Here is a 26,317-nt window from a genome sequence, read left to right as displayed (position 1 = left end):
GCGGGTGGATCCGGTCAGATTCACCCGGGGCTCGGACTGGTGCGCGAGCGAGGCGACAAAGGTGACGGATATGCCCAGTCTCCTAAGATCCATTCCCGCTCTTTCGGGTAATAGCACCAACACGCTCCGTGATGCGAGGCTGGTCGCGAGATCGGTGACCGCGAGATCAGTGCACACCCGGAGGGGAAATCCGTATGTCGGTAGGCGAAGAGGTCCGCCCGCAGCAGGACAAGCCGCAGCAGAGTCTCGGCACGGCCGCTGCCCGGAACCTGGCCACCACCACGAAGTCCACACCCCAGATGCAGGAGATCAGCTCGCGCTGGCTGCTGCGCACCCTTCCCTGGGTGAACGTGCAGGGTGGCACGTACCGGGTGAACAGGCGGCTCACCTACGCGGTCGGGGACGGCCGCGTCACCTTCGTGAAGACCGGAGACCGGGTCGCCGTCATCCCCGCGGAGCTGGGCGAGCTGCCGGCCCTGCGGACCTACGAGGACATCGACGTGCTCGGCGAGCTGGCCCAGCGGTGCGAGCAGCGGGAGTTCGGGCCCGGTGACGTGCTGGCCGAGTTCGGCAGCCAGGCGGAGGAGGTGTTCCTCCTCGCGCACGGCAAGGTCGAGAAGATCGGCACGGGTCCCTACGGCGACGACGCGGTCCTCGGCGTGCTGGCCGACGGCGCCTACTTCGGCGAACAGGCCCTGATCGACCCCGAGGCCATCTGGGAGTACACGGCCCGCGCGGTCACCGCGTGCACGGTGCTCGTCCTGCCGCGGCGCGCCGTCGAGCAGCTCGCCGAGCGGGCCGAGAGCCTGAGCGAGCATCTCCAGGAGCTGCGCGCGATCCCGTCGCAGCGCACCAACAAGTACGGCGAGAAGGAGATCGACCTCGCCGCCGGCCACAGCGGTGAGCCGGACATCCCGCACACCTTCGTCGACTACGAGGCGGCACCGCGCGAGTACGAACTCAGCGTGGCCCAGACCGTCCTGCGCATCCACACGCGCGTGGCCGACCTCTACAACCAGCCGATGAACCAGACCGAGCAGCAGATCCGGCTGACGGTCGAGGCGTTGAAGGAGCGCCAGGAGCACGAGCTCGTCAACAACCGCGAGTTCGGCCTCCTGCACAACTGCGAGTACGACCAGCGGCTGCAGCCGCACGACGGTGTGCCCAGCCCGGACGACATGGACGAACTGCTCAGCCGCCGTCGGGGCACCAAGATGCTCCTCGCCCACCCGCGCGCGATCTCCGCGTTCGGCCGCGAGCTGAACAAGCGCGGACTGGTCCCCGAGACGGTCGACATCGCCGGGAACCGCATTCCCACCTGGCGCGGTGTGCCCATCTACCCGTGCAACAAGATCCCGGTGACCGAGGCCCGGACCACGTCGATCATCGCCCTGCGTACCGGCGAGGACGACCAGGGCGTCATCGGTCTGCGCGCCTCGAGCATCCCGGACGAGATCGAGCCCAGCCTGTCCGTGCGGTTCATGGGCATCAACGAACAGGCGATCATCAAGTACCTCGTGACGGCCTACTACTCGGCCGCGGTCCTGGTCCCCGACGCGCTCGGCGTTCTGGAGAACGTCGAGATCGGCCGCTGGCGGTGACCCTGGCGGACCGGATGCCGTGCGCCCGCCCGTCGGGGCGGGTGCACGCCGGAAGCACCCGCCCCCCGGGGCGACCTCATGGGTGAGTTCATGGCGGGGGGCGGGGAGCGGGCGGCCGGGGCGCAGGCGATCGGCGCCCTGTCCGTGGCGGGGCTCCTGAGGCCCATGGGGGACCGGGGCCGGAAGCGGAGGGGAGTCCTGGAGCAGGAGGGGAGCGGGGAGCCGGCGAGCACCGTGCCTCCCGGCGGAGACCGGGACGCGCAGGGCCGGGCGGACCGGGTGACTCCGTCCGGCGGACAGGAGGCGGCGGAGATCCTGGAGCGGGCCCGGGTGTCCGTCGACCCCGAACTGCGCCGCGCCGTCGGGTCCTTGCCCCGTTCGATGCGCCGGGTCGCGCGCTACCACTTCGGCTGGGAGGACGCGGACGGCACCCAGGCCGCCGGGAACGCGGGCAAGGCGATACGCCCGGCGCTGGTGCTCGCCGCCGTGCACGCGCTCGGCGGGCGCGAATCCGTCGCCGCGCGGGCCGCCGCCGCGGTGGAACTGGTGCACAACTTCACCCTGCTGCACGACGACGTGATGGACCGGGACACCACGCGTCGGCACCGGGCCACCGCGTGGACCGTGTTCGGCGTCCCCGACGCGATCCTCGCCGGGGACGCGATGCAGGCGCTCGCCCAGCGACTGCTCGCCGAGGACCCGCACCCCGCCTCGGCCGCGGCCGCCGCGCGGCTCGCGTCCTGCGTCGTCGAACTCTGCGCCGGCCAGCACACGGACACCGAGCTGGAGGGACGCCCGCCGTTGGACGTCACCCTCGACGAAGTGCTCACCATGGCCGAGGCGAAGACCGGTGCGTTGCTCGGCTGCGCCTGCGCGATCGGCGCGCTGTACGCGGGCGCGGCCGAGGAGGACGTCGAAGCGCTCGACGCGTTCGGGCGGGAGGCCGGGCTGGCCTTCCAGCTCATCGACGACGTGATCGGCATCTGGGGGGACCCGAGCCGTACCGGCAAGCCGGCCGGGGCGGATCTCATGGTCCGCAAGAAGTCCCTCCCGGTGGTCGCCGCGCTAGCCTCCGGCACCCCGGAGGCCACCGAACTCGCCGAGCTGTACGGACTGCCGTACGCGCAGGGCGATCTGGAGCGCACCGCGCTCGCGGTGGAGCGGGCCGGCGGCCGTGAGTGGGCACAGATCCAGGCCGCCGACCGGATGGCCCGGGCGGTCCGGGAACTGTCCCGGGCGGTCCCCGACCCGGAGTCGGCCGGCGGGCTCCTCGCACTGGCCGAGTTCGTGACGCGACGCAGCAGCTGAGCCCGGCGGATGCTCCGGAGGCGGTCGCGCCGCGCCGACCTGACCCGGCGTGGTGGCGGCGACGCCTTCGGACGACCGGCGGGTCCCGCACATCCCCACGGTGTGCGGGGCCCGCCGGTTCTTCGTGCCGCCGCACTCGGCCCGCGCGCGCTCCCTCCCGCACCGGCACCTGGGCGGGGAACCTCACAGGCTTGCCACCACTACGATTGAAGTACTATAAATACAGTGGTTCATCGCTCACGAGGTGGCCCGCCTGTCGGATGAGGGAAGAGAGACCGTTTTGCGCAAGCTCACGTACGTCGTCGCCTGTTCGATCGACGGGTTCATCGGGGACCCGGAAGGTGACGCGTCCTACATGTACCGCTTCGTGGTGGGGGACTTCGCCGCCTACCTCACCATCGAGCACCCGGACATCAACCCGAGCCATGTGCGCCGGCTCGTCGGCACGGACGGTCTGCCGAACAAGGAGTACGACACGATCGTCCAGGGCCGCGCCAGCTACGAGGTGGCGCTGAAGGAGGGCATCACCAGCCCGTTCTCCCATCTGCGCGAGTACGTGGCCTCGCGCACGCTGAAGGAGTCGCCCGACCCGCACGTCGAGATCATCTCGGACGACCTGGTCGGCAAGGTCCGTGAGCTCAAGGCGGAGGACGGCGAACTCGGCATCTACCTCTGCGGCGGCGCGGCCGTCGCGGGAGCGCTGATCGACGAGATCGACGAGCTGATCATCAAGACGTACCCGGTGGTGCAGGGCAGCGGCATGCCGATGTTCGGCTCCGGCTTCAGCGTCTCGGAGTTCACGCTCGACGAGGTGCGCGGCTTCGACAACGGGGTGGTCGTGCGCACGTACAGCAGGAAGCGCTGAGGGAGAGGCACCCCGCGGCTGTGCCATGTCCAGCGCGGGTGGCCGGGCGCCGGTGGTCCGTGCACGCGGGGAGCGGCCCGGCCCGGTCGGCTCTACGCTGAGGACATGGGCATCGACGAGCAAGTCTGCCCGGTCTGCGGACAGCCTGTGGCCACGGTCGTACGGCGGCACAAGACGCTGGGCGCGTGGGTACCCGTATGGAGTCCGGGGCCGTGCAGGAATCACGAATGTGCGGCGTACGTCGACACGGCCGTCGCGGCCGAGGAGGCCACCGCCGAGACGCCCCGGGCGGGCGAGACGGGCGGGACGGGCGGGACCTCCGGGGTGCACACCCAGGAGAGGGCCTGACGGGTCCGGCCGTCACCACCTGCCGGGCCGCGCCGCAGTTCGCCCGTGGCCCCGGTCGCCCGGTGTTCGGGGCCCGAGGGGTTCACGGAGTGCCCGGTGGCAGTCCGCCTGTCTCCGGGGACCGGCCGGTCAGGCAGTACGTGCCGCCCGCCAGGTCGCGCATCACCGTCCAGTGCGGATGTTCGGCCACGACGGTGGCGCCGAGCCTCTCGTGGCGCGCCCGGGTGGCGCCGATGTCCGCGCAGGCGAGGTCGAGATGGGCGGAGGCGGGTCGGGCAGCGTCCAGGCGCTGGAGGAGGATGCGGAAGGGCAGCCCGGCCGGTGGCCGCACGACATGGAACTCCGGCCGGGAGCCCGGACGGGACTCCCACCCCGACAGGGCCGTCCAGAACGCGACCTCCCCGTCGAACGCGGCCGGCGCCACGTCCAGGCACACCTGGTCCAGCCGGCTCCCCTCGACCACCGGCGGCCGTACCGACTCCCCGTGCCACGGCACCGCGCAGAAGAGGTGCCCGGCGGGGGAGCGCAGCACCGCCCAGCCGTCGGCCGGGGCGACCACCTCGGCGCCGAGCCGGACCGCCCGGTCGACCAGGGCGGGAACGTCCTCCACGGCCAGGTCCAGGTGAGCGCCGCCGTCGCCGGAGACGACACCCTGCGCCTTGACGCACGCGTCGCCGGACCCGGGCAGCAGGGTCACGAACTCACCCCGGTCGCCCCGGGGCTCCGACACTCCCGTCGCCGTGACCGCCGTCCAGAAGGCGCACGCCCGCGCGAACGCGGCCGCCGGCCGGTCCACGAAGGCGTATGTCCACCGGATCGCCCCCGGCGCCGCGCCCGCCCCGCCATCGCGCGGGGCGGTGTACTCGCCGCCTTTGCCGTTCCCGTCCGCTCCGGCCACGGCACCACTCCTGTCGTACGGTCCGGCCCCTGCGGCCGGACGCGTCGTACGGTCTCCCGTCCCGCGCCTGCGCGCAACGAGGTTTCCGCTGTTCCGTCGCCCGGCGCCGCCCCGCGGCGGCCCCCGCAGGGCCTGCCGCCTACCGTCGGCGCTCCATGAACCGCAGCATGTTCCCCGCCGGGTCGCGGAAGGCGCAGTCGCGGACGCCGTAGGGCTGGTCCATGGGTTCCTGGAGGACATCGGCGCCGGCGGCCTCGACGCGGGCGTAGAGGGCGTCGCAGTCGGTGGTGGTGAAGTTGACGCCGCGCAGGACGCCCTTGGCCAGGAGCGTGGCGATGGTCTCGCGGTCGGCGGGGGAGATGTCGGGGTCGGCGGCCGGGGGTTCCAGGACGATCTCGACGTCCGGCTGGAGGGGGGACCCCACGGTGACCCAGCGCATGCCCTCGAAGCCCACGTCACCGCGGACCTCCATGCCCAGCACGTCCCGGTAGAAGGCGAGCGCCTTGTCGTGGTCGTCGACGGCGAGGAAGCACTGGGCGAGCCTCACCTCCGGGGCCGGGAGACCGTGCCCGGCGCGTGTGACGTTCGGATCTGGGGCGGGTGTGACGTTCGGATCTTTCGTAGCCATGCCCTCACGCTAGGACGCTTCACCCGGCTCCGCCGTGCGTATGCGATGCCGGGCCGGGCGGGTCAGGCGTCTCGCCACGCACGCGGGGATCGCCGCGCTCTCCTCGTGCGAGCGCGCCCGGTAGGCGCTCGGGGTCTCGCCCACCAGCTCGGTGAAGCGCGAACTGAAGGAGCCCAGCGACGTACACCCCACGGCCATGCACACCTCGGTCACCGTCAGGTCGCCGCGCCGCAGCAACGCCTTGGCGCGCTCGACGCGGCGGGTCATGAGATAGCCGTACGGGGTCTCGCCGAAGGCCGCGCGGAAGCTGCGCTGGAAGTGTCCGGGGGACATCAGCGCGGTCCCGGCGAGCGCGGTCATGTCCAGCGGCTCGGCGTACTCACGGTCCATGCGGTCCCGCGCCCGCCGCAGCCGCACCAGATCGTCCCGGTTCATGAGGCCAGCATCGCACCGGCCACCGACAACGGGGAGGCGCGGCCGGTGCGGTCGTCACCCCTTGACGGCCGAGTTGGCCACCCCCTGGACGAACCATCGCTGGAAGAAGGCGAAGACGATCAGGACCGGGAGGACGAGGAGGACACCGAAGGCGAGGATCTGCCCCCAGTCCGGGGGCTGCTGGCCCTGGAAGACGCTCATCTCCAGGGGCAGCGGGCGTACCGACGGGTCGGAGACCATCAGCACGGGCCACAGGAACGAACCCCACTGGGTGAGGAAGGTCAGGATCGCGACCGACGCGAACGCCGGCTTCGACATCGGGACGATGATCGCGAAGAAGGTCCGCCAGGGACCCGCGCCGTCCAGCCGGGCCGCCTCCTCGATGCTCGGCGGGATCGAGCGGAAGAACGTGTGGAACTGGTAGACCGAGAAGGCGTTCGCGACGAAGGGGAGCGCCTGGATGAAGAGCGTGTTCCGCTGGTCGTTGAACAGGTAGAACAGCGGTACGGCCACCGACTCGAACGGCACCAGCATCAGCAGCAGGACGAGGGTGAAGACGGCCTCCCGGCCCCGCCAGCGCAGCCGCGACAGCCCGTACGCCGCCATCGAGTTGACGAAGAGGCCGCCGGTCACCACCACGAACGCCAGCAGCAGCGAGACGCCCATGAACTGCCAGAAGTAGCCGGTGCTGTCGGAGTTCAGGCTGTCCAGGACGGCGGCGTAGTTGTCGAAGGACAGGTGGGTGGGGAGGAAGCCGGACAGACCGTCCAGGACCTCGTCGGACGGCTTGAGGCTGCCGAGGAGGAGGTAGAGCACCGGCAGCGTGAAGACGAAGGCCAGCACGGAGAGGACGGTGTAGTCGAGGAACCGGCGCAGCCGGGTGCGGGACGCGCCGGCACCCGGGCGCGTGCTCGTCGGCGGACGCATGCGCGTACTCATGGTCGTGCTCATGCTCAGTCCTCGTTGTCGGGCCGGACGACACGGCGCTGGATCAGGGTCAGGGCGACGACGATCAGGAAGAAGACGACGGTGATCGCGGACGCCTGGCCGACGTTGTTCTGGTCGAAGGCCGTGGTGACGGCCTGGTACATCACCGTGCGCGCGGCGTCCTCGTCGAGACCGCCCCCCTTGACCAGCACGTACACCTGGTCGAATACCCGGAACGACAGCACCGAGGTGAGCATCGCGACGAAGACCAGGGTGCCGCGGATGCCGGGCAGGGTGATGTGCCGGAACTGCTGCCAGGTGGAGGCCCGGTCGAGCCGCGCGGCCTCGTAGCGCTCGTCCGGGATCTGCTGGAGGCCGGCGAGCAGGATGACCATCTGGAAGCCCACGCCCTGCCAGACGGAGAGCACGATGATCGAGGCCATCGCCGTCAGCCCGTCGCCGAGCCAGTCGAACGCGCCCCAGTTGCCGAGGCTGAGCGCGTCCAGCACGGAGTTGAGCATGCCCTGGTCGCTGCGGGCGAGGATGAGCCGCCAGATCACGGCCACGAGTGCCATCGGGAAGACGACCGGCATAAAGAACAGCGACCTGAACAGGCCGATCGCCTTCAGCTTGCGGTTCAGCAGGATCGCCAGACCCAGGGCGAGGCCCGTCTGGAGGGGGACGACCACTACGGCGAAGGTCAGGTTGTTGAGCAGCGCCCGCAGGAACGGGCCGGACAGGTCGGGGTCGGTGAACAGCCGCCGGTACTGCTCGACGCCGAAGAAGGTGGGTTCCAGCGGGGAGCCGAGGCGCACGTTGTAGAAGGAGAGCACGACGGCGTAGCAGAAGGGGATGCCGACGAAGGCGATGAGTCCGGCGACGGCGGGGGCGGACATCAGCAGTCCGTGCAGCCGTTCGCGGTTCCGGCGGGGCGGCCGCCGGGCCGGTTCGCCGGCGGGCGGGGCCTGCTTCCGGCCGGGGCCCGCCGCGGGCACGGGTTCCACGGGTTCCACGGTTTTCACGGGAGGGGTCCTCTTCCCGGCCGGGCGGGCGGCCACGTGGTGGGCGCCCGCCCGGCCGATCGGTTCGGCTGAACCCGAGGGATTCGGCTGAACCCGATGGGTCCTGGGGGTCTGACGGGGGGCGTGGGGCCGGGCGGTCGCGTCGTTCCCGCGCCCGCCGCCCCGAACGCGCCTACGGGATCGCGTAGCCGGCGTTGTCCGAGAAGTCACGGTCGATGGCGCGGGCGGCCTTCGACAGGGCGGCCTTCGGGTCGGCGCCCCCGTAGATCGAGTTGAGGGCCTCGCTGAACTTCGCGGTCACCACCGGGTATCCGGCGGTCACCGGCCGGGTGACGGCGACACAGGACGTGCTGATGTCGATGTCGCCGCAGGGCTTGGCCAGCTGGTCCGCGAAGAGCTGGAGCGGGCCGCCCTTCTTGTACAGCTCGCTGGCGGCCAGCGCCGACCGGGTCGCGGGCGGGGCCCCGTTGGCCTTCGTCATCGCGCCGACGTTGGTGTCGTCGAGGAGGAAGTCCAGGAAGGAGCCGGCGGCCTTGGCGTTCTTGGAGTTCGCGCCGACGCCCCAGGCCCACGAGCCCTGGCCGGTCTTCGGGCCGTCGCCGAAGTCGGGCAGCGGCAGCACGACCAGGTCGTCGCCGAGCGCCTCGCTGTAGGCGGGGTACATCCAGTGTCCGACCCAGCTGAGGGCGACCCGGCCCTTGGCGAAGGCGTTGCCGTCGGTGTTGGCGTCGACGGTGCTCTTCCAGGACTGGAAGGTCTTCATGGCGGCGACCACGGCCGGGCTGTCGAGCGCGCCCTCCGCCTTGCCGTCCTTGAGCAGGGCGCCGCCGGCCGACCAGACGATCGGGGCGAAGCCGTAGGTGCCCCACTCGGTGGCGTACCCGTTGCCCTCCTGGAGGTCCAGGACCTTGCCGTCGGAGTCCTTCGCCTTCAGCGCCTTCAGCGCGGCGTCGAACTGGTCCGCCGTCCAGGCGTCGTCCAGCCCCTTCGGGTACGTCACCCCGGCCGCGTCCAGCAGCTTCCTGCTGCCGTACATGCCGAGCCCGGAGTCGAACATGCCCAGGCCGTAGTGCTTGCCGTCGATCTCGCCCTGCGCCTTGTTCGCGTCGGTGGCGTTGTCGAGGGTGCCCGCGGAGACGTAGTCGTCGAGCGGGGCGAGCTTTCTCGTGTAGACGAAGTTGGCCATCGTGGGGCCGTCGAACTCCAGGACGTCCGGGAGCTTGTCGGCCTCCGTCGCCGTGATCGTCTTGGTGTAGTCGGTCTCGGGTATCAGCTTCAGCTCGACCTTCACCTTGTCCTGCGAGGAGTTGAACGACTTCACCGCGTTCTGCAGCGCCTCCGCCTCGCTCTTCTGCCCCTGGTGGGCCCAGACGCTGATCGTTCCCTCACCGCTGCCGGCTTCGGCGGACGTGTCGCCGCCACCGCCACCGCCACCGCCGCAGGCGGCCAGGGCCGCCAGGGGGAGGGCCAGGGCCAGGCCCGCACGGGCGGTGCGCCGGAACCTCTTGGCTGTCGAGCTGGGGGTCGGGGTCATGGTGTGTGCCTCCGTGCGGGGATGAGGGTGGGAGGAGCGGGTGGCTCGGTGCGTGCGGGGGGCTGGGCTCTCGGGTGGGGAGGCGCCGGCGCGCTCGGACGGGGAGGGGGCGTGCGCGCCGGCGTGTTCGGGTGGGGAGGTCACTGCGGCCCGCGCGGGCGCGGCGGCGCCGTCGTCTCGCGCAGGACCAGCCGGATGGGCATCTGCACATGGCCGGGCTGCTCGGCCTCCGGCTCGTCCAGCTGCCGCAGCAGCAGCCGGGCCGCCTCCGCGCCCTGCCCGGCGACAGGCTGGGCGACGGTGGTCAGGCCGACCACGTCGGCGAGTTCGTGGTCGTCGAAACCGACCACGGACACGTCCTCCGGCACCCGCAGCCGATGCCGCCGGAGCGCGCGCAGCGCGCCCATCGCCATCTCGTCGGACTGGGCGAACACGGCGGTCGGCGGCCGGGACACGGCCAGCAGCTCGGTCATCGCCCGCTCACCGCCGTCCACGGTGTAGTCGCCGTCCGCGACCAGCGCGGGATCGTGCTCGATCCCGGCCTCGGCGAGGACGTGCAGATAGGCGGCCCGGCGGTCGAGGGGCGTGGTCCAGTGCAGGGGGCCGCTGTCCCCGGAGATCATGCCGATCCGCCGGTGGCCGAGGTTCGCCAGATGCCGTACGGCGCTCTCCGCGCCCGCCCGGTCGTCGATGCCGACCACGGTGAAGCCGGGCCTGGGACCCCCGACGGTCGAGGCCAGCGGCACCCCGAGCGAGCGCAGGGCCGCCGACTCGTCCTCGTCCGGGATGAGCAGCGAGAGCACCGCGTCGACGCGCTTGCGCACCGGCAGCTTGGTGAAGAAGCGCTTGCGCGCCTCGGTCGAGCCCAGGTTGTACAGCAGCACGTCGTAGCCGGCCGCGCTGAACACCTGCTCGGCGGCGTCCAGCACGGTGCCGAAGAACCAGCGGCCGATGTACGGGGCGACGACGCCGATCGTGTACGTGCGCCCACTGGCCAGGCTGGACGCCGAGCGGGAGGCCGTATAGCCGAGTTGTGCGGCGACCGCCGCGATCTGGGCGCGCACCTCGTCCGAGACGCCCGTCCGGCCCCGCAGCGCGCGGGACACGGTGGACGCCGAGACCCCGGCGGCGCGGGCGACATCGGTGATGCTTACCGTCACGGCGGTTTTCTCCCGTCGGTTTCACGTCGATGTGGTCGGTGGGTGACGTGACCGTAAACCCGACCTCCTTGTTGCGCAAGCGTTTGCGTTCAGTTTTACTTGCGCTGATTCTCAAGCGATACCTTCCGGAACCATGGTCAGCGCACACGTTTGGGCGCTGTGAGCGACAGGACTGCTGCGCATGCGATACGCCCCGCCCGGCCTCTGCGTGAACGACTTCGCCCTGCTCCGCGACGACGACGGCACCTACGCGGTGCTGCACCTCCAGGGCCCCTGGACCGCCGACTTCGACCATCTGCGGATGGAGACCTCCTACGGCCGGGCCACCTCGGCCGACCTGGTCGGCTGGCGGCCCGAGGGCACCGCGTTCGGCAACGGCCTGCCCGGCCGCTTCGACCAGCGGGCGGTCTGGACGATGCACCCCTTCCGTCACGGCGCCGGCATGGCGATGCTCTACACGGGCGTGAGCGGACTGACGCCGGAGGGCTGGCCGCTGCAGTCCGTGGGCCTCGCGTACTCCGACCGCAGGGACGGCACGGGCTGGCGGCGCCACGGCACGTCACCGGTCGTCGAGGCGGACCCCCGCTGGTACCGCACCGCCGACCGCATGGGCTGGCGGGACCCGTTCGTCGTACCCGACGACGAGGGCGACGGCTGGGCGATGGTGATCTGCGCCAGCGACGCCTCCCTCCCCGTGGAGGTCAGCGGCTGCGTCGCCCTCGCCACCTCCACCGACCTGGAGCACTGGACGGTCCACCCGCCCCTGATCTCCCCCGGCGACGTCGACGAACTCGAATGCCCGGTCCTGGAACGCCTCGACGACGGCAGCTGGCTGCTCCTCGGCTCCATCGGCGCGACCCGGGGCTTCGAGGCGTGGACGGCTCCGCGCCTGCGCGGCCCGTGGACCCGCCGTGGCCCACTCGGGCCGACGGGGGCGTACGCCCCGCGCGTCATCGCCGACCCGGACGGCTCCCGGGTCGTCCTGCACACCACGCCCCGCCGCGTCGGCCTGACCGACACCGGCGACCACTGCCGGGGCATGCTCGCCCAGCCCAAGTCCCTGGTGACGGAGGAGGGTTCGGCCCCCCGGCTGATGTGGTGGCCGGGCCTGGACGACTGGCTCGGCGAGGAGACGCAGGCCCCCGTCCCGCACGCCGTCGGCGAGGTCGAGGTCGGCGGCGACCCCGTCGACGTCACCCTGCGCAGCGCCGCCCTCGGCCCCGACCGCGCCGGGAGCCCCGCGCTCGGCGTCGGCTGCGACGGCAAGAACCTCCGGATCACCGGTGCCGCCGGCACCCCCCTCGCCGAGACCGTCCTCCCCGAACCGGCCGCCACCCTGCGCATCCTGACCGTCGGCGAGTACGTCGAGGTCTACGCCGACGGTGTGTTCGTCCTGACCGCGCTCTCCTACACGGGCGCCCCGGCCCCGTGGACGGCGGTCGCCGGGGAGCGCACGTGGACGGTCCCCGTCCGCCCCCTGCGCCTCCCGGCCCCGGACCGTGACGACGCCTCGGCGGTCTGGCCGGGCCCCGACGCGAGTTGACCGGCGCTCAGGGCCCGCGCGCGCCTCGCGCACGCCAACCGGCCCGGGGCAGGACCACACCAGGCCCGGAACACGACCGCGCCCGGCCCGAACACGACCGCACCCGGCCCGTGACACCGCCGTACGGGACGGCGGCATACGGACCGGGTGCGGTCGAGAGAGGCCGGGTCAGGCCTTCTTGGTCTCCTAGTAATGGGCCGGGTCGGTGACCTGCGGGGATCTTCGCTATGGGTCGCTGACCTGGCTTTTTGGTGACTGGTGGCGATGGGGTGCGACGGTCTTGATCGGGTGTTCTGCGGACTGTGTGCGGACTGCTGGGCTAGATGGCTGCTGTTATCGCTGCCTCGCCGCTTCGGTGCGAGCGTCAGGGCGGGCCATCGGTTGGTGCGCCTGCCAACAGGAGGAGCTCGACTATCTCGGTGTGGCCACCGTCCTTGGCCCATTCAAGAGGAGAGTGGCCCTCGCCGCCGTCCTCGCGGAGATCAGGGCTGGCGCCATGGACGAGGAGCTGACGTGCCACATCGATGTGCCCCCAGGCGGCTGCCGCACAGAGAGGGGTTCCTTCTGCTTCGTCAAGACTCTCGGCATCCGGGGAGGCCCCTACATTCAGCAGGTAGGTGACGATCTCAGTGGCTCCGCTTACCGCAGCCGCGTACAGGGGCGTGGTGCCATCTGCATTGGCACCGTTGGGGTCGGCGCCCGCGCGAACCAGTGCTCGCACAACGCCGACCCCATCGAACTTCGCTGCCTCAACCAATCTTCTTGAGAGTTTCTTCTGCCTTCGTCTGTTCACGGCGGCAAGCGTAGTTGGCGTTCCGTGTCGGTGAATACGCCTTACCTGGGCGGGCAGATGGCGATGGTGCCGGTACCAGGGAAGGGAGGGCTGGCCACCACGTGAGCCGCCAACCCCCTTCCACGAACCTCACATCATCGTTCGCGTGACGTCAGGGGCCGCACCCGCACAAACTGCCGTACGTCCCACGCCACACGTCGCTGTAGAACATGACACCGTGGGACCAACGGTTCATGCGTCGCATCCAGTCCGGTGGATTTCGAGTGTGGATCACCCTGGGGTTGTAGTCCGCGTCGAAGAACTGAGCCACACGGCTCTTGGTGCACCACCTGCCATGGTTGGTGTCGCAGTGCTTTGTTCGGCAGCCGCGTGGCGCCTGACTGGAAGCGTCCTTCTTAGCCGCCTTCTCTGCGTCGGACTTCGTCTTACCAGAGCCGGCGCCCCAGACGAAGCCGGTGCACTTGGGGTCGTTGCCGACCAGCTTGCACTTGGCCTTGCACTTCCAGGCTTGGCCGTCGAGGTCGTACTGGCTGATCGGGTCGCCAGGGTAGCCGTAGAGGTTTGCCCCGCCCCCGACGATCGGGTCGACCGACAGGAAGCGCCCGGTGCCTGGGTTGTAGACACGAACCCCCATCAGGGTGAGACCGGTGAGCGTCTCACTTGAGCGTTGCTTTCCGCCCAGCCAGCCGTAGCGGGTGTCCTGCTGATTCGCTCTCGGGTTTCCGTTCTCGTCACTGTCGAGTGCGAGCGGAGCCGCGCTGCTGTCCAGCGGAAGCATCAGGGCGATGTCCCCGTGGATGTTGGTGAGCTGCAGAACCCGATCTCCGGTCTTGCTGGTCGTCGCGGTCAGTTCGCCGCTCGCGGTGGAGACATTGCGGGTCACTGCCCCGGTCGAGGTGTTCTCGACGATCCAGCGGGGGCTGTCGGACTCGTTGCAGTAGTGGTTCAGCTTGGTCTGCACCGTGGTCCACGTGCTGCCGCTGCCGGTCTCCACGGTCCAGGAACGGAAACGCTGTACCGCGTCCAGAGCCCAGGTCTGACGTTCGCCGTTCGCGGTCTGCCGGTAGACGAGGTCGTTGACGTAGAAGCTGAACGTCCCGTTGCCCGGGACGGCGGTGGAGCGCCCGAACGCGTCGTACGTGTAGCCCGTGTCGACGAGCCTGTCAGCGCTGTCGTACGTGTAGCTGGTGGTGGTACCTCCACTCGTCGGGCAATCGGCACCCGGAGTGCCGGTAGCGGCGGTCATAGACTTGCGGTTGGTGCGTGCGTCGAAGACGTACGCGTGGCGGGTGCAGATCGTCGCCGAAGTGTCCTCGACGGTGGTGAGCCGGCCGACGGCGTCGTACCGGTAGGTCTGGTCGGACCATCCTGCATGCCCAGACACCTGGTCGTGAACCGTTGTGGCCACCGTGTCCGAGTAGACGATCGTGCCGTCGTTGTCCCGGGTGTAGGTGCGGTTGACCGTGGCGCCCGTCGGGTCATCGGTCACATTGAGCGTGTAACCGCCGGGCATCGCCTCACTGCTGACCGCACCATCCGCATCGTACGTCGTCTTGAAGGCACCGGCCACTGAGTCCGTCGTAGTAGTGGCCAGGCCGCGTGGTTCAGCGGAGTGGTCGTAGGTGTACGTGACGGTGGAGGGGACGGAGTCGCTGACTTTGACAGGACGGTTGAGGATGTCGTATCCGGTTGTGGTCTTGCCGCCGTCGGCATCTGTGTAGGACACCAGTCGGCCGAGACGGTCGTACTGCTTGAAGATAGACCCGGCGGTCGGCGACACGGTCTTGACGGCGCGCCCTGTAGCTTCGTCGTACTCCGTCGTGCTCTCCGGTACTGCTTGTCCAGTGCCGCCGCTCGTGGTCACCGTGGTGACCCGGCCGGCCGGGTCATAGGACGTGGTCGTGGTCCGAGTCACACCGTTAGCGCTGTCCATGACCTTGGCCGGGTTACCCCACCAGTCGTATTCCGTCGTAGTGGCCGGCAGCGCGGTGGGGTTGGACCCGCCGTCGGCGATCGCGCCCGCAGGGCTGGTGGAGCACACCTGGTCGGCCCATTCAGGGCGCCCCTGGCAGGTGCCGGTTCCGGTTGCTGACCAGTAGGCGATCACCTGGGTCGTGGCATCGGTTCCGGTGGCGCCGGGCTGGATCTTCTTGGTGATACGGCCTTGGGCGTCGTACTGCGTCGTGGTGGTCAGCGAAAGGTCGCCCGGGTCCTGGATGGACCTGACGGGAAGGCCCTTGGCCCAGTCGTACTCGGTCTGCGTTATCCGGGCTTCGCCCTGGACGCCGGGGTGTTCGCGCACCTCAAGCCCCGTGGAGACCTCTGTGACCTGGTCCTTGACCGTTGCTGTGCCGTTAGTGGGACGTCCCTCGTCATATTTGGTCAGTGTCCAGGAGCGACCGGTCACGGATGTACCGGCGGGGACAAGGGTGGTGGTGCCGGACTTGAGTTCCGAGGTGAGATCGACCCGGCGCAGCGGCCCGAACTCTTCCAACTCGCGGACACCGTTGCTGTTGTACACCCACCGGCTGGACAGCAGATCGGCGCGCTCGGCGCTGGTCAGCTGACCGATACCCAGCTGGGCCTGCTGTGCCCGGTCAGCGGCGGTGAGCCCGAGCGCGATGGCCCGGTTGGCGGCGGAGAGCAGCCGGACGGTGTTGCCGGAGCGGTCATGCTCGGCGGTCGTGGTGTGTCCACCGGGTACGACGAAATTGGCCTCCCGCCCGGAGGCCCCCAGATAGTGGATGCTGGCGCGGGCGTAGTCGGTGCTCGTGAGGCTGTCTCCGGCGTGGGAGGCAGGCGTGACATCCGCCAGGAAGATCGCGGTCGCGTCGGTGGGGGCATCGGTCTGGCCCCACTTCCTGACATCAGTGGCGCCCATCGAGTACGGGGCGGTCGTGCCGGTCAAGGGCACGTCGTAGACGAGACTGGTGACAGCCTCGCCCTCCACCACGTCAAGGGTGCCCTGCTGCAGTGCAGGCCGGGAAACCGCGAGCAGCATTCCGTCAGCAGCGGCCGAACTGGCCCCGGCCTTGCCGTACGTGAAGTTCCAGGGCAGGTCTCCGGGCTGGGTGAGTTGGGTGACTCGACCGGAGCTGTCGTAGCTGTAGCTCGTCTTCAACGCGGGACTGATCTTCGGGTTCCAGGCTTCGCGTAGTCTGCCCAGGCCGTCGTAGGCGTAGGTTTGAACGGTCTTGGACGTGGAGTTCGCCGCGCCGGGTTCCGTTGCCCAGAGCCGGATCTCCTTCACCTGCCCGTTGTAGTCGCCGAGGACGCTGCTGGTTGCGCTCGTGGTCGTTGCGTAGACGAACTCCAGCACGCGGCAACCGCGCGTACCGGGGTCCGACGAGCAGGACGCCGAGGCAGCGCCGGAGTTCGGGGCGATGACTCGCTTGGGGCGGGCGAGGGTCTTGCCGTCTGTGGTGATGGTTTCGGACACGACGGTGGTGCTGGCGTTGGTGAGGCCGGCGGGCTCCACCTTCGACACCTGCCATGTCGTGGCACTCGCGCCGGGCTTGGTGAAGACAGTTTGGATGCCCTCGGTGTCGGTCAGCGTGAAGCTGCCGTTCACGCTTCCCGTCAGGGTGAGGGATTCCGCGCCCGGCTCGGGGATCCAGCCGTCTTCGGCAGCGTTGGCGGTGAAATGGATGCTGTTACCGTCCGCCGAGACCACGTCGACGGCCGTGCCGGATATCTTGCGCAGGTAGGTGGAATTCGACTCAGTGAGCTGCGCAACAGTGCCGGACACCCACTCCTTGCCAAAGATGGCAGCCTGGCCCTCGTCCTGCGCGCCCCTGCTGGGAGTCCGCGACGAGGCAGTGCGCGAGACGGAGAGGGCGAACCCGGAGACATCTGTTTCGGAAATGGTGTAGTCACCAGTGAGCAGGTTGACCAGACCTGGGCCGAGGCGCTCGGTGGTGGCACCTTCGGCGTTGCGATCAACCACTACCGTCAGTGGCTCAGTGCTCCCGGAGGCGCTGCCCGGGCCGGTGAAGTCAGCCTTGAGCTGCACCGTCCCGTCGGGGTCGACGGTGCTGGTGGCGTTCCACACGAGGGCGGCGTTCTTGCCGTTGGTCAGGGTGACTGGCCACGCGGTGAGCGGGGTGCCGCTGGCGGTGACGTCGGCGGCGGGGATTCTCACCCAGGTGTCGGCCTCGGAGCGGCGCCAAGAGAAGGAGACGCTGTTGTACTTACCTGCGTCGGCCTCGGCGACCAGCGGCAGGCGGCGTGCGGTGCGCTCGCCGTCGGAGGGTTGGACGAAGCCTCCGGGGCCGACGTGGAAGGTGTACTCGATCGCCTCGGACTTGTTGTCCGCCTTGTCCACGGCCCGTACCTGCAGTGTGTGGGTTCCGTCCTTGGGTGGGGTGATGCTGATGGCCTTGGCGGCGGTGGAGCCGCCGGTTGTGGCCTTGGTCCAGATCACGCCGTCCAGCGACCACTCCAGCCAGTTGTGGTCCGAGGCGGGCGGAGTGACCGTGAAGGTGCCAGCCTGGCCCGCACCCTTGACCCAGGAGCCCGAGGGATAGTCCGTGGAGACAATCTTCGTCGGGGCGGACGGGGCGCTGGTGTCTACAGTGAAGGTCTTCCACGCCGACCAGCCGTTGTTGTAGTGCGCGCCGTCGTACGGGCTCGTGCGGAACTTGTAGGTCTTGCCGTTGCTCAGCACTCCGGACGGCACAGTCACCGAGGCGACCTGACCGGAGGGCACGTACTTCGAGACGATGACGTCGCCGACCTGGGTGTTGGTGGCGCTGTCGTAGATCTGGAAGGTGCCGTTGACCTTGTCACCGTCGGCGTCGACGAAGGTGTCGCGCAACGTCGGGGTGGTGGTGTTGACCGTGTAGGCCCCGCCGTAGGAGAAGTACGGCGGGCCGGCCTCCTGCTTGGTGCCGGTGCGCGGCCGGTAGTTGTAGTTCACCACCAGCTTCGGCGGGTTGGAGGCGGCGTTGGCAGAGTTGACGCGCTTCCACTGGGCGACCGCGGTCTCGCTGGAGGCGCGCAGGCCCATGTGGCCGCGGGTGGCGTTGGCCGAGGCCCACTCCTGCACCAGCGAGGTCACATCGGAGTTGATCCAGCCGTCCGGTTGTGTGGTGCACGCGGCGTTGCCGCGGGTCTCGGTGGAAGTGGCCTTCTTCGCTGTCCACGACGGCTGCGCCGTCCAGCGCGACGATGTCGACGCCGCGCCAGTCGACCACACCTCCCACGGGTAGAGCGCACAGTCGGTGTTGTTGCCCGAATGGAAGTTCCACAGCGACAGTTTGGCGTCCAGGACCAGTGCATCCTGGATTGGTGTGGTGTTCCAGGAGATGAACGACCGCGCTGAGCGCGGGGTGCCGTCGGAGTTGGTAGTACCCGGGTTGCCGAGGTCCAGTTCGGTGTCCGTGGACCAGTCGACCGTCTCGCCCTGCTGCACGTAGGTGTCGAAGACGTTCGACAGCGACGAGGTGGACGGGTCGACCGTCACTGGGTAGGTGGTGTCCGGGTCTGCGAGGAACTTCGCGTCCGGGGTGACCACCAGGTCGACGGAAGAACCTTTCTGCAGTACCTTCAAGTCGACCCTGGCCCGGTTCGTATGCTCGCCGGACCGCTTGTCCACGGTGGCGTCCCACATCACCGGGGCAGGCATCACAGCCTGCTTCTTGTTCTTCTTGTCGGTGAACTGGACGCTTCCGTCGGCCAGTTGCTTGACCTTCAGGCCCTTAGCCCTTAGCCCTTAGCGGCAGCGTGTAGGAGTAGCCGCCCGCGTCGGGGCGCTGTTTGAGCTCGACGTACTGCTCGAAGCCCGTGCGTGTGGCCTCAACGACCACGTCCGCGCCGGGAACGGCGTTTACGTACTCCGCACGCGTCCCGTCCAGTTCAGGCTTCGGTAGCCCGCCCTTCCACTGCAGGGTGATCTGCTGGTCACCCTCGCCGAGCGTCACCAAATCGGTGGCCTTGGCCTCGCGTGCCGCCCTCAGGGACTTCGCCGGAGTGCCAGTCTTGCCGGCGAGCCGCAGACCTTCCGGGTGCGCGACGGGCGCCACCCCTGAGCCGGATTCACGCAACTGCACGTTGACGTTGACCCACTTGTCACCCCGCTTGAAGCGGACCGGGCCGGCCGCGAACTCGGTGGTGAGGCTGCCGTTCTTGTTCGCCCACGTCGTCGACGTCTCGGTGCGCTCCGAGAGTGCTTCGACCCGTTTGCCGGACAACCTTGCCGCGACACGGGCAGAAGGTATGTCGGTGGCCTGGGTCGCCGACGTCTTCTTGGGTTCGTACGCGGTCTCGGGCGGCGAAGCCGCCCCCGAACTCGTCGCTTCGAGCAGGGTGATGGCCAAGGTGATACTGCCCGCTGTCCAGCGAACGCTTCCCCCGAGCCAAGGCCGCCCGCGCCGTCGTGGTGCGGGTCTGTGAACCGTCATGATTCTTCGACCTCTCGCACTTCAGTTGCATCACCCACGTGATGCCAATGCGAAGGTATGTGTCAGATAAAGATCGGAAACGATGACAAGATCGTAGAAGGTGGACAGGGCGATCGCCGTCCGCTTCAGTGATCTGCATCACTCTGGAGCGGTAACTGCCCTGAGTGGTCTCGCTGTTCACTTCGGTGACCGTTGGAATTCGGCCGCCAGTGGCTGGCAAATTCCGCCAGTGTGCGCGTTCTAGTCCGCTCTGGGCGTCGGTAGAGACGCGCAAATGCAGGTGGCCTGGCAAGGGTGTACCACTCTGCTGTTGGGCGCGGGCGAGTTCGTCGTCAGGCAGTTGGAGGCCGATGTTGCTCGGCTCGCTCGCGCCTACGTCAGCCATCAGCTGATGGAGCTGTACATCGAGATCAAGCGGCTGCGCGACGGGGCGTTCGAGTTGCTGCGCGGACGCCAGATCCCCGGCAGACCGCTGACCTGTACGTCGCGGCCTCACGGTTGTGCGGGCTGTCCGCGCACGTCTGCTTGGACCTGGGCGCCTACGACTCCGCTGCCACTCACGCTCGTACTGCTCGGGTGACCATCCCTCGTAGCGTGGAGCTCTTGATTGCAGAGGAAGTTGGGATTCATGTGGTCCTAGTAGTGGGCCGGGTCGGTGACCTGCGGGAATGTGTCCTGTGGGTGGCTGACCTGGCCTTTTGGCGATTGGTGGCGATGGGGTGCGACGGTCTCGATCGGGTGTTCTGCGGACTGTGTGCGCACTGCGGGATGTCCGCTCGCTCATCCGCGTAACTTTCACGCGGCGCCGGACACAAACATGGTGAAGCCATTGTGTGGGGAGGGTGGGCGTGAGCAGACCGATGGGCGACCCGCAGGGGTTCGAGGAGGTCTACCGGCGTACCTACCTGCCCGTGCTGCGGTTCCTGCGCAGGCGTCTGCCGGCGAATGCGGCTGAAGACGCGGCGGCAGAGGTGTTCTTGGCGGCTTGGCGGAACCGACACGAACTTCGTGGCAAGGAGCTGCCCTGGCTGTACGGCATCGCTCGTCGCGTCGTGGCCAACACCGTACGAGCGCGAGGTCGAGCTGATCGTCTGGATGACCGTATACGTGCCCATCACGACGATGGAGTCGAACCCGCGGCTGAGGAGGCGGTCCTGCACAGGCTGGGGGCACGAGGCGCCTTGGGGCGCCTTCCGGAACACGAGCAGGAGGTGCTCCTTCTCGTGGCCTGGGACGGGCTGTCCGTGCGGGACGCGGCCAAAGTGATGGGCTGTACTTCGGGGGCATTCAGGGTCCGTATGCACCGCGCACGTCGAATGTTGGAGGCGGCGGTGGCCGCGGACGAAATTCAGGTACCCGAGGCAAGACTGCCGGTGGACGGGAGGACAGGGTGAAGGGCGATCTCAGGAAGGTGCGGGAGATGGCGCCTCCCGACCCGCAGGCCCGGTTCGGCCGGGACGGTGTGCTTCCAGACCGCGCCGAGCGGGAACTGGCTGTGCTGCTTGCCACCGCGGAACAGACCGCTCCGCGCCCCCGCACGGGCATGTCCCGTCGGCGGGTTCTGCTGGCAGGCGGGGTGGTGGCAGCGGGCACCGCCGTGGCCGCGTCCGGTGAGCTGGGCCGATTGCTGGGCGCAGAGGGAGTGGAGGCGCAAGCGATGACGACACCACCGGTTCTTGACCTGCGCAGGATTGCCGGCAGGTCGCCGCACGACGTGCTGAGCCAACTGGCCGAGAAGGTCGGCGAACTCGCCCCGGACACAGTGCACGGCCCGTACTTGTACACCAAGAGCTGGGGTTGGGCGCTGAACTCCGCCGGTGACGTCCCGGGAGGCGTCGCCAACGCTGCGGTCCCGACCGTGACGGAGCAATGGATCAACACCTCCGACGGGGCGGGCCGCGAGCGCCGGAAGTACGGCAAGCCGTACTTCCCCAACCCGGACCAGGAACGGGATGCCAGGGAGGCAGGGCTGATCGAGGGCAAGGGCCTCAAGGACACGACGTACGGCCCGGGCCACTTCGCGCAGGACTCCGAGTGGGAGGTGCTCCTGCCTTTCTCGACCGATCCGGATCGGCTGCTCGCGCAGCTGAAGGAGGTCAACTGGGAAGGCGGGCGATTGATCTGGGGCGTCTCCGCGATGCTCGACGCTGCTCAACGAGCCTCGGGTGGCATCATCGAACCGGCGCTGCGCGCGGCAGCGCTACGGGTCCTCGCCGATCAGACCGACGTGACGGTCGCGACGACAACCACCTGGCACGGCCAGCAAGCCCTCGCCATCACACAAGAGGGCAGGCACAAAGCAGCGACATTCAGGGACTCCCTGCTCCTTGACCCGGCGACCGGCTATCCGCTGGGCGGCGAGGAAGCACTGCTCGGCGACCCGCTGAAACTGAACATTGCAGTCCCGGGCACCGTGTCGGTGAATGAGATCCTGTCACGCAGCACGGCAAAGGACAGCAAGCACAGGGCATGATGCGAAGCGATGCGCCCGCAGGGCCGTTGGCCTTGCGGGCGCATCTACTCAAGAGCGGTGCTTCATGCCTTCGTCAGGGGCAGGCTACGACGAATCGAGCCTTGTTGTTGTCGGACGAGGCTACCTGTGCGTTCTTGCTGATTCCTTCGCGCATGGTCCAGAGATGGGCCATGCCCCCGGTGTAGACGCGGATGTCGTCCAGCCACCCCGTGTTGACCCACGACGTGACTTTCTTGGAGAATCCCCAGTCGGCAAGGTCGATGAATTCACCGTCGCAGTAGGGATGGCTCCACTGCAAGCGCCGAGGAATGGGACTGGCGCTGCTGGAGACGCCCTTGTTGAAGTTCTTGTAGTTGTAGAAACAGTACCAGCGGACGAAATTGCCCATCGGGCACCCTTCCACCTTCTCATCCTGGATTCCGCCCTCAGAGCGAGCGACTTTGCCGGCTGCCCGGGCGTCGTTGTCCAGCTCGCTGTACAGAGCTTCGAGAGCTGAGCTCGGTTCGGGGTTCGAGTCCTCACCGAGGCCGAAGACCAGTACGGGGGCGGCGCTGTCGCCCCATACGAGTTCGTTGGCGCTGATCTGTCGTCCGCCCGGCACCTGTGCCAGTTGCTCGTCGATTTCGGCTTGGAGGGCCACCTGCTCCTCGTCGCTGAGCGCCTCGACGTTGGCTCTGTCATCGGCTGCCGCGACCGTGGGCAGGGTTCTGGAGTTGCTCGCCGACGCGCTGACCGTCCCCGCGGCCAGGAGTCCCAACAACGCGCATATCCCGAGTATGAGTCTCATGGGATGACGTAAGTGACTGAAGGACACCGATTCTCCTCTGCATGATCCGGCGTGGACATGCCGAGGCTAGGCATCGGTGGAGGTGTTAATCAAGCGGCATTACTAATTGACGCTAAGTAGTTCTTGATCGTTCCGGAGGGGCGTTAAATCAAGTCTTGCTGGCCGATTCCGTTCGCTTGGAAATGGTCAACCGTGTCATGGGTGATCCGCAATTCCGCGGTCCGGGATGTCGCTTATGGCGCTTTTTCTGAGTGGAGGTCATGATGGAACCTCTCATTCCTTCGAATATTTGCCAAGCGTGGCGAAAAATTCTATTGAGGTGGTCAGTCCCTCTTGGGGATATCGTCCGGCGTGTGGTTCTGGATCGGCGGCCGGATTGATTGGATCGAGCGTGGATGCCCCGCCATATTCCGTGTCTAGTCCCCGAGCCTGAACTGCGAACAAGGCAGAGCGTGGCTCGAACTCCTCTAGCCGTTAATCTGCTTGACCTCGATGGCGAGGGCGCCGAGAGCTTCTTTCTCGGGTGGGTAGATGGTGCGGATGTTGGCGAGCTGCTGATCGCGTGTGGCGGTCGGGTTGATGTTGGCGGGTCCCTCTGCGTCGAGCAGCGCTTCAAAGTCGGGGTACTCCGTCACCCGCTTGACCTTCACCTTGCAGGTTTCGTCGGTGCCCTTGATGCGGAAGCGGATGATGTCGCCGGCGCCGAGGTCGGCAAGGCGCGGGTACTTCACCCGCACCTCGATGGTCTTGGTGCCTGTGGCGACGAGGTCGAAGTACTGGCGGTAGAGGTTGAGTTCGTGGACGCGGGGTGTGGTGTCGGTCATGGGGCGGGAACGCTCCTGGGGGCTGGTGCGGTCATCATGCGGCTGATCTCGGCGGCCGAGTACGAACGGAAGAAGTGGCGGGGGTCGGACAGCAACGTATCGGTCATGGCCTGCAGCTGCTCGGCGGCAGCGGGCGGCGGGCGACGTCCCTCGGTACCGGACGCGGCCCGGCCCGCATCTCGCTCAGCACCCGCTTCTCTCTGGAGAAGGCCCCGGCCTTCCTGGGCGAGGAGTTGGGCCGCGTGGAGACGATCGAACTGCCCGGCACCATCACGGTCCAGCACCCCGAGCCGGTCATCGCGCACATGGCCTCTTACCGGGCTTGGGAGGACCAGCACGACGTGCCTTTCGAGGCCACGATCGAGCGGGCCCGCGCGATCCTCGTCGATCACATTGCCCGGTATGGGGCCTTCGAGGTCACGTGCCTCGGCGGCATCCTCGTCTGCCGTCGCTGACAGCCGACTTGGCTATCGCCGTCGGCGGCGTTCCGTAAGCCGTTCGCTCACCGGCGTGGGCGTGGGCTGTGGTGTGGGCGTCACGGGTGCGGTGACGCGGGTGCTCAGGCTGCGAGCTGCCTGAGCACGCCTGTTCGGCTGCACGGCGATGCGCCAGTTGAGGACCTCGGCGGGGCGATCGGCGGTGTCGAGTTCTCGCCGTGCGGCGACTTCGGCCAAGAGGCGTCGGGGGTTGTGGCCGGCGGTCTCGGCGCGGGCGAGGGCCGTGGTCAGGGCCGGCCAGGTGGGATCGGCGAGGACGCGGTCGGCGTGGTCGGGGAGGACTGCACGCAGATCCTGCTCGAAACGGCTGGCGGTTGTGGCGCGCGGTGCACGACGGGCTAGATCCGCCAAGACCGGCTGGGCGGCCTGCTGGTAACCGGCCTGCAGGTGGCGGAAGGCTTCTTCGGCCGCTGCGGCCTGCTGCTCGTGGCCGCGCTGCTCATGCCACTTGGCGGCCGCCCGCGCCACGTGGAGCGCGGCGAAGATCAGGGCGATGGCGAGTCCGCCCGGATCGTGCGTGGCGTAGGCGAGTTCCTTGGCGGCTTCCCGTAGGGCGGTGGCAGCCTGGTGATCGGCTCGGATCGCCGAGCGGCGGGCCCGGTTGAACGCCCTTGCCGCGGCTTGCAGTTCGGCCCGGTGTCCGCCCTTGGTGGCCAGGGCCAGGTTGTGGAGGGTGTCGCCGAAAGCATCCAGATGTCCCAGGGCCATGGCGTCGTCGCCCGAGTCGAGGACGGCATGGGCGTCGCGGACGGCGGTCTCGGCGCGGCGCCACGGTTCGGCTGGGTCCGCCGCCTGCTCGGGGCGGTCGGCCAGGTCCTGGGTGGGAAGGCGTTCGCAGAGGCGGTTGTAGGACAGGTCGGGAGCAAGCCGTGAGCCGCCGTACCAGACCGGCTCACCTTGGGTGGTGTCGCCGGGCGCGGCCAGGCTGTAGCCGGTCACCGCACCGGTGTCGGGGCCGATGCGCGGCCTGACCTGGATGCCGAGGGAGCGCAGCACGGTGAAGTACTCGTCGATGCTGGGTACGGCGGCGGCGACCGCGTACGCCTGCTCGCGCAGCCACTCCCGCGCGGTCTCATCCCGGCCCTGGCGTTCCGCCTTCGCTCGCTCGGCGCCGGTCGGGGTACGCGGGGCGGTGAGGTCGCCGGACTTCAGGCGGCGCAGCCCGAACTCGGCCTCGATCTTTCGGCATTCGCGCTGTGCCCGCCAGCCGTCCCGGTTCGTACGGGGGCGGCGGCCGTCGGCTCGGACGCTGGTGGCCATGATGTGGATGTGGTCATCGGCGTGCCGGACTGCGATCCAGCGGCACGCCTTGTCGTCTCCCTCGGGGGCGATGCCCGTGGCTGCTACGACGCGGTGGGCGACCTCGGCCCACTCAGCGTCGGTGAGGTAGCGGTCGCCGGGCGCGGTGCGCACCGGGCAGTGCCACACATGCTGTGGTGGCTGCTTTCCGCCGAGTTCCCGGGTGCGCAGGTCGACGTGGTGGTCCAGGCGCCGGGCGAGTTGGGTGTAGGTGGCGGTGAGGTCGCGGCCGGGGTCGGGGGCGCCGGCCAAGTCCCAGGCGGCCACGATGTGGGGGTCGGTGTGTTCGTCGCGTCGCCCCTTGCCGAAGAGGTAGTTGATCAGGCCGAGCGTGCTGGCGCCGGTGGAGACGTCAGGAACCATGACCAACCCCTTCCGCCAGGAGCTGGTCCATCAGTGCGTAACTGGCCTGGGCGGCCTGCTCAATGCGTTCGAGGACGGCCTCGGCGCGCTCGGGTATCGCGCCGGAGTGGATGGCTGCCGCGACCTGGTTGAGGTTGGCGCCGACCCGGTTCAACGCTTTCGTGTGGGCTTCGATGGCCTCCACCAGCGGGCGGACGGGGTCGTCCTCCGGGCTGCCGACCATGCCGGCCTTGCCGAGCGCGACGGCGAGGGCGGCGTCGCCGACGAAGCTGGCGAACTTCTGGTGGCGCCGCTTGGCCTCGGCGTCGATGAGACGGACTGCCGTCGGCGTGAAGCGGATCTTCTTCTCTTGGTCGCGCTTCTCGATAGTGCGCTTGCGGTTCATCCGCGCGGGCAGCGCGGGAGCGTCGGGCTCACGCCACGAGGGCTGCTCGACGGCGGCGGGCGGTCGACGGTCAGACGGCTCGGCATGTGGGGTGACGGAGTCGGTGACGGGCTGCTCGGCGCTGTCGGCGGCAGACGCGGTGCGGGGCTCGTTCATCCCCTCCTCAGGCTCGGGCGCCCGCTGGCGCCCGGCCCCCTTTCCCTCCGCCACCCCAGGGGCGGAGGCA

20 protein-coding genes and 1 pseudogene are annotated in these 26,317 nt (G+C 69.0%); 8 read left to right on the top strand and 13 right to left on the bottom strand.

What is annotated here, in order from left to right; all coding sequences use genetic code 11:
* Positions 1-194: 194 nt before the first annotated feature.
* From PYR72_RS17265 to PYR72_RS17250, 4 genes are all read left to right on the top strand, one after another.
* The gene (locus PYR72_RS17265) at positions 195-1,601 is read left to right on the top strand and encodes a family 2B encapsulin nanocompartment shell protein (RefSeq protein WP_275456168.1); all 1,407 of its coding nucleotides are present in this window, start codon (positions 195-197) and stop codon (positions 1,599-1,601) included.
* Between the two features lie 78 nt (positions 1,602-1,679).
* Positions 1,680-2,909, top strand: a complete 1,230-nt coding sequence (locus PYR72_RS17260; protein WP_275456167.1) for a family 2 encapsulin nanocompartment cargo protein polyprenyl transferase — start codon at positions 1,680-1,682, stop codon at positions 2,907-2,909.
* Between the two features lie 280 nt (positions 2,910-3,189).
* Positions 3,190-3,774, top strand: coding sequence for a dihydrofolate reductase family protein (locus PYR72_RS17255; protein ID WP_275456166.1), 585 nt, complete (start codon positions 3,190-3,192; stop codon positions 3,772-3,774).
* A gap of 105 nt (positions 3,775-3,879) precedes the next feature.
* Positions 3,880-4,122 carry a hypothetical protein gene (locus PYR72_RS17250; RefSeq protein WP_275456165.1) on the top strand — a complete coding sequence of 81 codons (243 nt, stop codon included), beginning with the start codon at positions 3,880-3,882 and terminating at the stop codon, positions 4,120-4,122.
* Between the two features lie 82 nt (positions 4,123-4,204).
* On the opposite strand, the gene PYR72_RS17245 is transcribed toward PYR72_RS17250, so the two are convergent.
* The 7 genes from PYR72_RS17245 to PYR72_RS17215 form a co-directional block, all read right to left on the bottom strand.
* Positions 4,205-4,939, bottom strand: coding sequence for a VOC family protein (locus PYR72_RS17245; RefSeq protein WP_275460435.1), 735 nt, complete (start codon positions 4,937-4,939; stop codon positions 4,205-4,207).
* A 220-nt stretch (positions 4,940-5,159) separates the two neighbouring features.
* Positions 5,160-5,648, bottom strand: coding sequence for a VOC family protein (locus PYR72_RS17240; RefSeq protein ID WP_275456164.1), 489 nt, complete (start codon positions 5,646-5,648; stop codon positions 5,160-5,162).
* Positions 5,649-5,657: 9 nt separating this feature from the next.
* The gene (locus PYR72_RS17235; protein WP_275456163.1) at positions 5,658-6,083 is read right to left on the bottom strand and encodes a helix-turn-helix transcriptional regulator; all 426 of its coding nucleotides are present in this window, start codon (positions 6,081-6,083) and stop codon (positions 5,658-5,660) included.
* A gap of 54 nt (positions 6,084-6,137) precedes the next feature.
* Positions 6,138-7,034 carry a carbohydrate ABC transporter permease gene (locus PYR72_RS17230; protein ID WP_275456162.1) on the bottom strand — a complete coding sequence of 299 codons (897 nt, stop codon included), beginning with the start codon at positions 7,032-7,034 and terminating at the stop codon, positions 6,138-6,140.
* A gap of 2 nt (positions 7,035-7,036) precedes the next feature.
* A complete protein-coding gene (locus PYR72_RS17225) occupies positions 7,037-8,023 on the bottom strand; it encodes a sugar ABC transporter permease (protein WP_059079259.1) in 987 nt (328 codons plus the stop codon).
* Between the two features lie 181 nt (positions 8,024-8,204).
* Positions 8,205-9,566 (bottom strand): sugar ABC transporter substrate-binding protein, encoded by a 1,362-nt coding sequence (locus tag PYR72_RS17220; RefSeq protein ID WP_275456160.1) that lies wholly within the window; start codon positions 9,564-9,566, stop codon positions 8,205-8,207.
* A 140-nt stretch (positions 9,567-9,706) separates the two neighbouring features.
* Positions 9,707-10,726 (bottom strand): LacI family DNA-binding transcriptional regulator, encoded by a 1,020-nt coding sequence (locus PYR72_RS17215; protein WP_275456159.1) that lies wholly within the window; start codon positions 10,724-10,726, stop codon positions 9,707-9,709.
* A 181-nt stretch (positions 10,727-10,907) separates the two neighbouring features.
* Between PYR72_RS17215 and PYR72_RS17210 the strand changes: the two genes are divergently transcribed.
* Positions 10,908-12,269, top strand: coding sequence for a mucin-1 (locus PYR72_RS17210; protein ID WP_275456158.1), 1,362 nt, complete (start codon positions 10,908-10,910; stop codon positions 12,267-12,269).
* 364 nt (positions 12,270-12,633) lie between these two features.
* Here PYR72_RS17210 and PYR72_RS17205 read toward each other — a convergent pair whose 3' ends face one another.
* Together PYR72_RS17205 and PYR72_RS17200 are read right to left on the bottom strand one after the other, a co-directional pair.
* On the bottom strand, positions 12,634-13,062 hold the full coding sequence (locus tag PYR72_RS17205; RefSeq protein ID WP_275456157.1) for an ankyrin repeat domain-containing protein: 429 nt from the start codon (positions 13,060-13,062) through the stop codon (positions 12,634-12,636).
* Between the two features lie 508 nt (positions 13,063-13,570).
* Positions 13,571-19,379 (bottom strand): annotated as a pseudogene (locus PYR72_RS17200) (DNRLRE domain-containing protein); the annotation flags it as partial.
* A 932-nt stretch (positions 19,380-20,311) separates the two neighbouring features.
* Here PYR72_RS17200 and PYR72_RS17195 point away from each other — a divergent pair.
* The gene (locus PYR72_RS17195) at positions 20,312-20,857 is read left to right on the top strand and encodes an RNA polymerase sigma factor (protein ID WP_275456156.1); all 546 of its coding nucleotides are present in this window, start codon (positions 20,312-20,314) and stop codon (positions 20,855-20,857) included.
* The gene (locus tag PYR72_RS17190) at positions 20,854-21,936 is read left to right on the top strand and encodes a hypothetical protein (protein WP_275456155.1); all 1,083 of its coding nucleotides are present in this window, start codon (positions 20,854-20,856) and stop codon (positions 21,934-21,936) included. Before PYR72_RS17195 ends, PYR72_RS17190 begins: the two co-directional genes overlap by 4 nt.
* Positions 21,937-22,009: 73 nt before the next feature.
* Here the strand turns inward: PYR72_RS17190 and PYR72_RS17185 are convergent, their stop codons facing one another.
* Entirely contained in the window at positions 22,010-22,723 is a 714-nt protein-coding gene (locus PYR72_RS17185; RefSeq protein WP_275456154.1) for a hypothetical protein, read from the bottom strand.
* 467 nt (positions 22,724-23,190) lie between these two features.
* A complete protein-coding gene (locus tag PYR72_RS17180; RefSeq protein ID WP_275456153.1) occupies positions 23,191-23,547 on the bottom strand; it encodes an ASCH domain-containing protein in 357 nt (118 codons plus the stop codon).
* A 74-nt stretch (positions 23,548-23,621) separates the two neighbouring features.
* Between PYR72_RS17180 and PYR72_RS17175 the strand changes: the two genes are divergently transcribed.
* Positions 23,622-24,002 (top strand): hypothetical protein, encoded by a 381-nt coding sequence (locus tag PYR72_RS17175; RefSeq protein WP_275460679.1) that lies wholly within the window; start codon positions 23,622-23,624, stop codon positions 24,000-24,002.
* A gap of 12 nt (positions 24,003-24,014) precedes the next feature.
* Here the strand turns inward: PYR72_RS17175 and PYR72_RS17170 are convergent, their stop codons facing one another.
* A complete protein-coding gene (locus tag PYR72_RS17170; RefSeq protein WP_275456152.1) occupies positions 24,015-25,706 on the bottom strand; it encodes a mobilization protein in 1,692 nt (563 codons plus the stop codon).
* The gene (locus PYR72_RS17165) at positions 25,696-26,301 is read right to left on the bottom strand and encodes a hypothetical protein (RefSeq protein WP_275456151.1); all 606 of its coding nucleotides are present in this window, start codon (positions 26,299-26,301) and stop codon (positions 25,696-25,698) included. Before PYR72_RS17165 ends, PYR72_RS17170 begins: the two co-directional genes overlap by 11 nt.
* Positions 26,302-26,317: the final 16 nt, after the last annotated feature.

This window comes from Streptomyces sp. VNUA24 (genome assembly GCF_029167005.1).
Lineage (GTDB): Bacteria > Actinomycetota > Actinomycetes > Streptomycetales > Streptomycetaceae > Streptomyces > Streptomyces scabiei.
The sequence above is the reverse complement of the archived record's forward strand: the minus strand, read 5'-3'. Positions and strand labels throughout refer to the sequence as shown.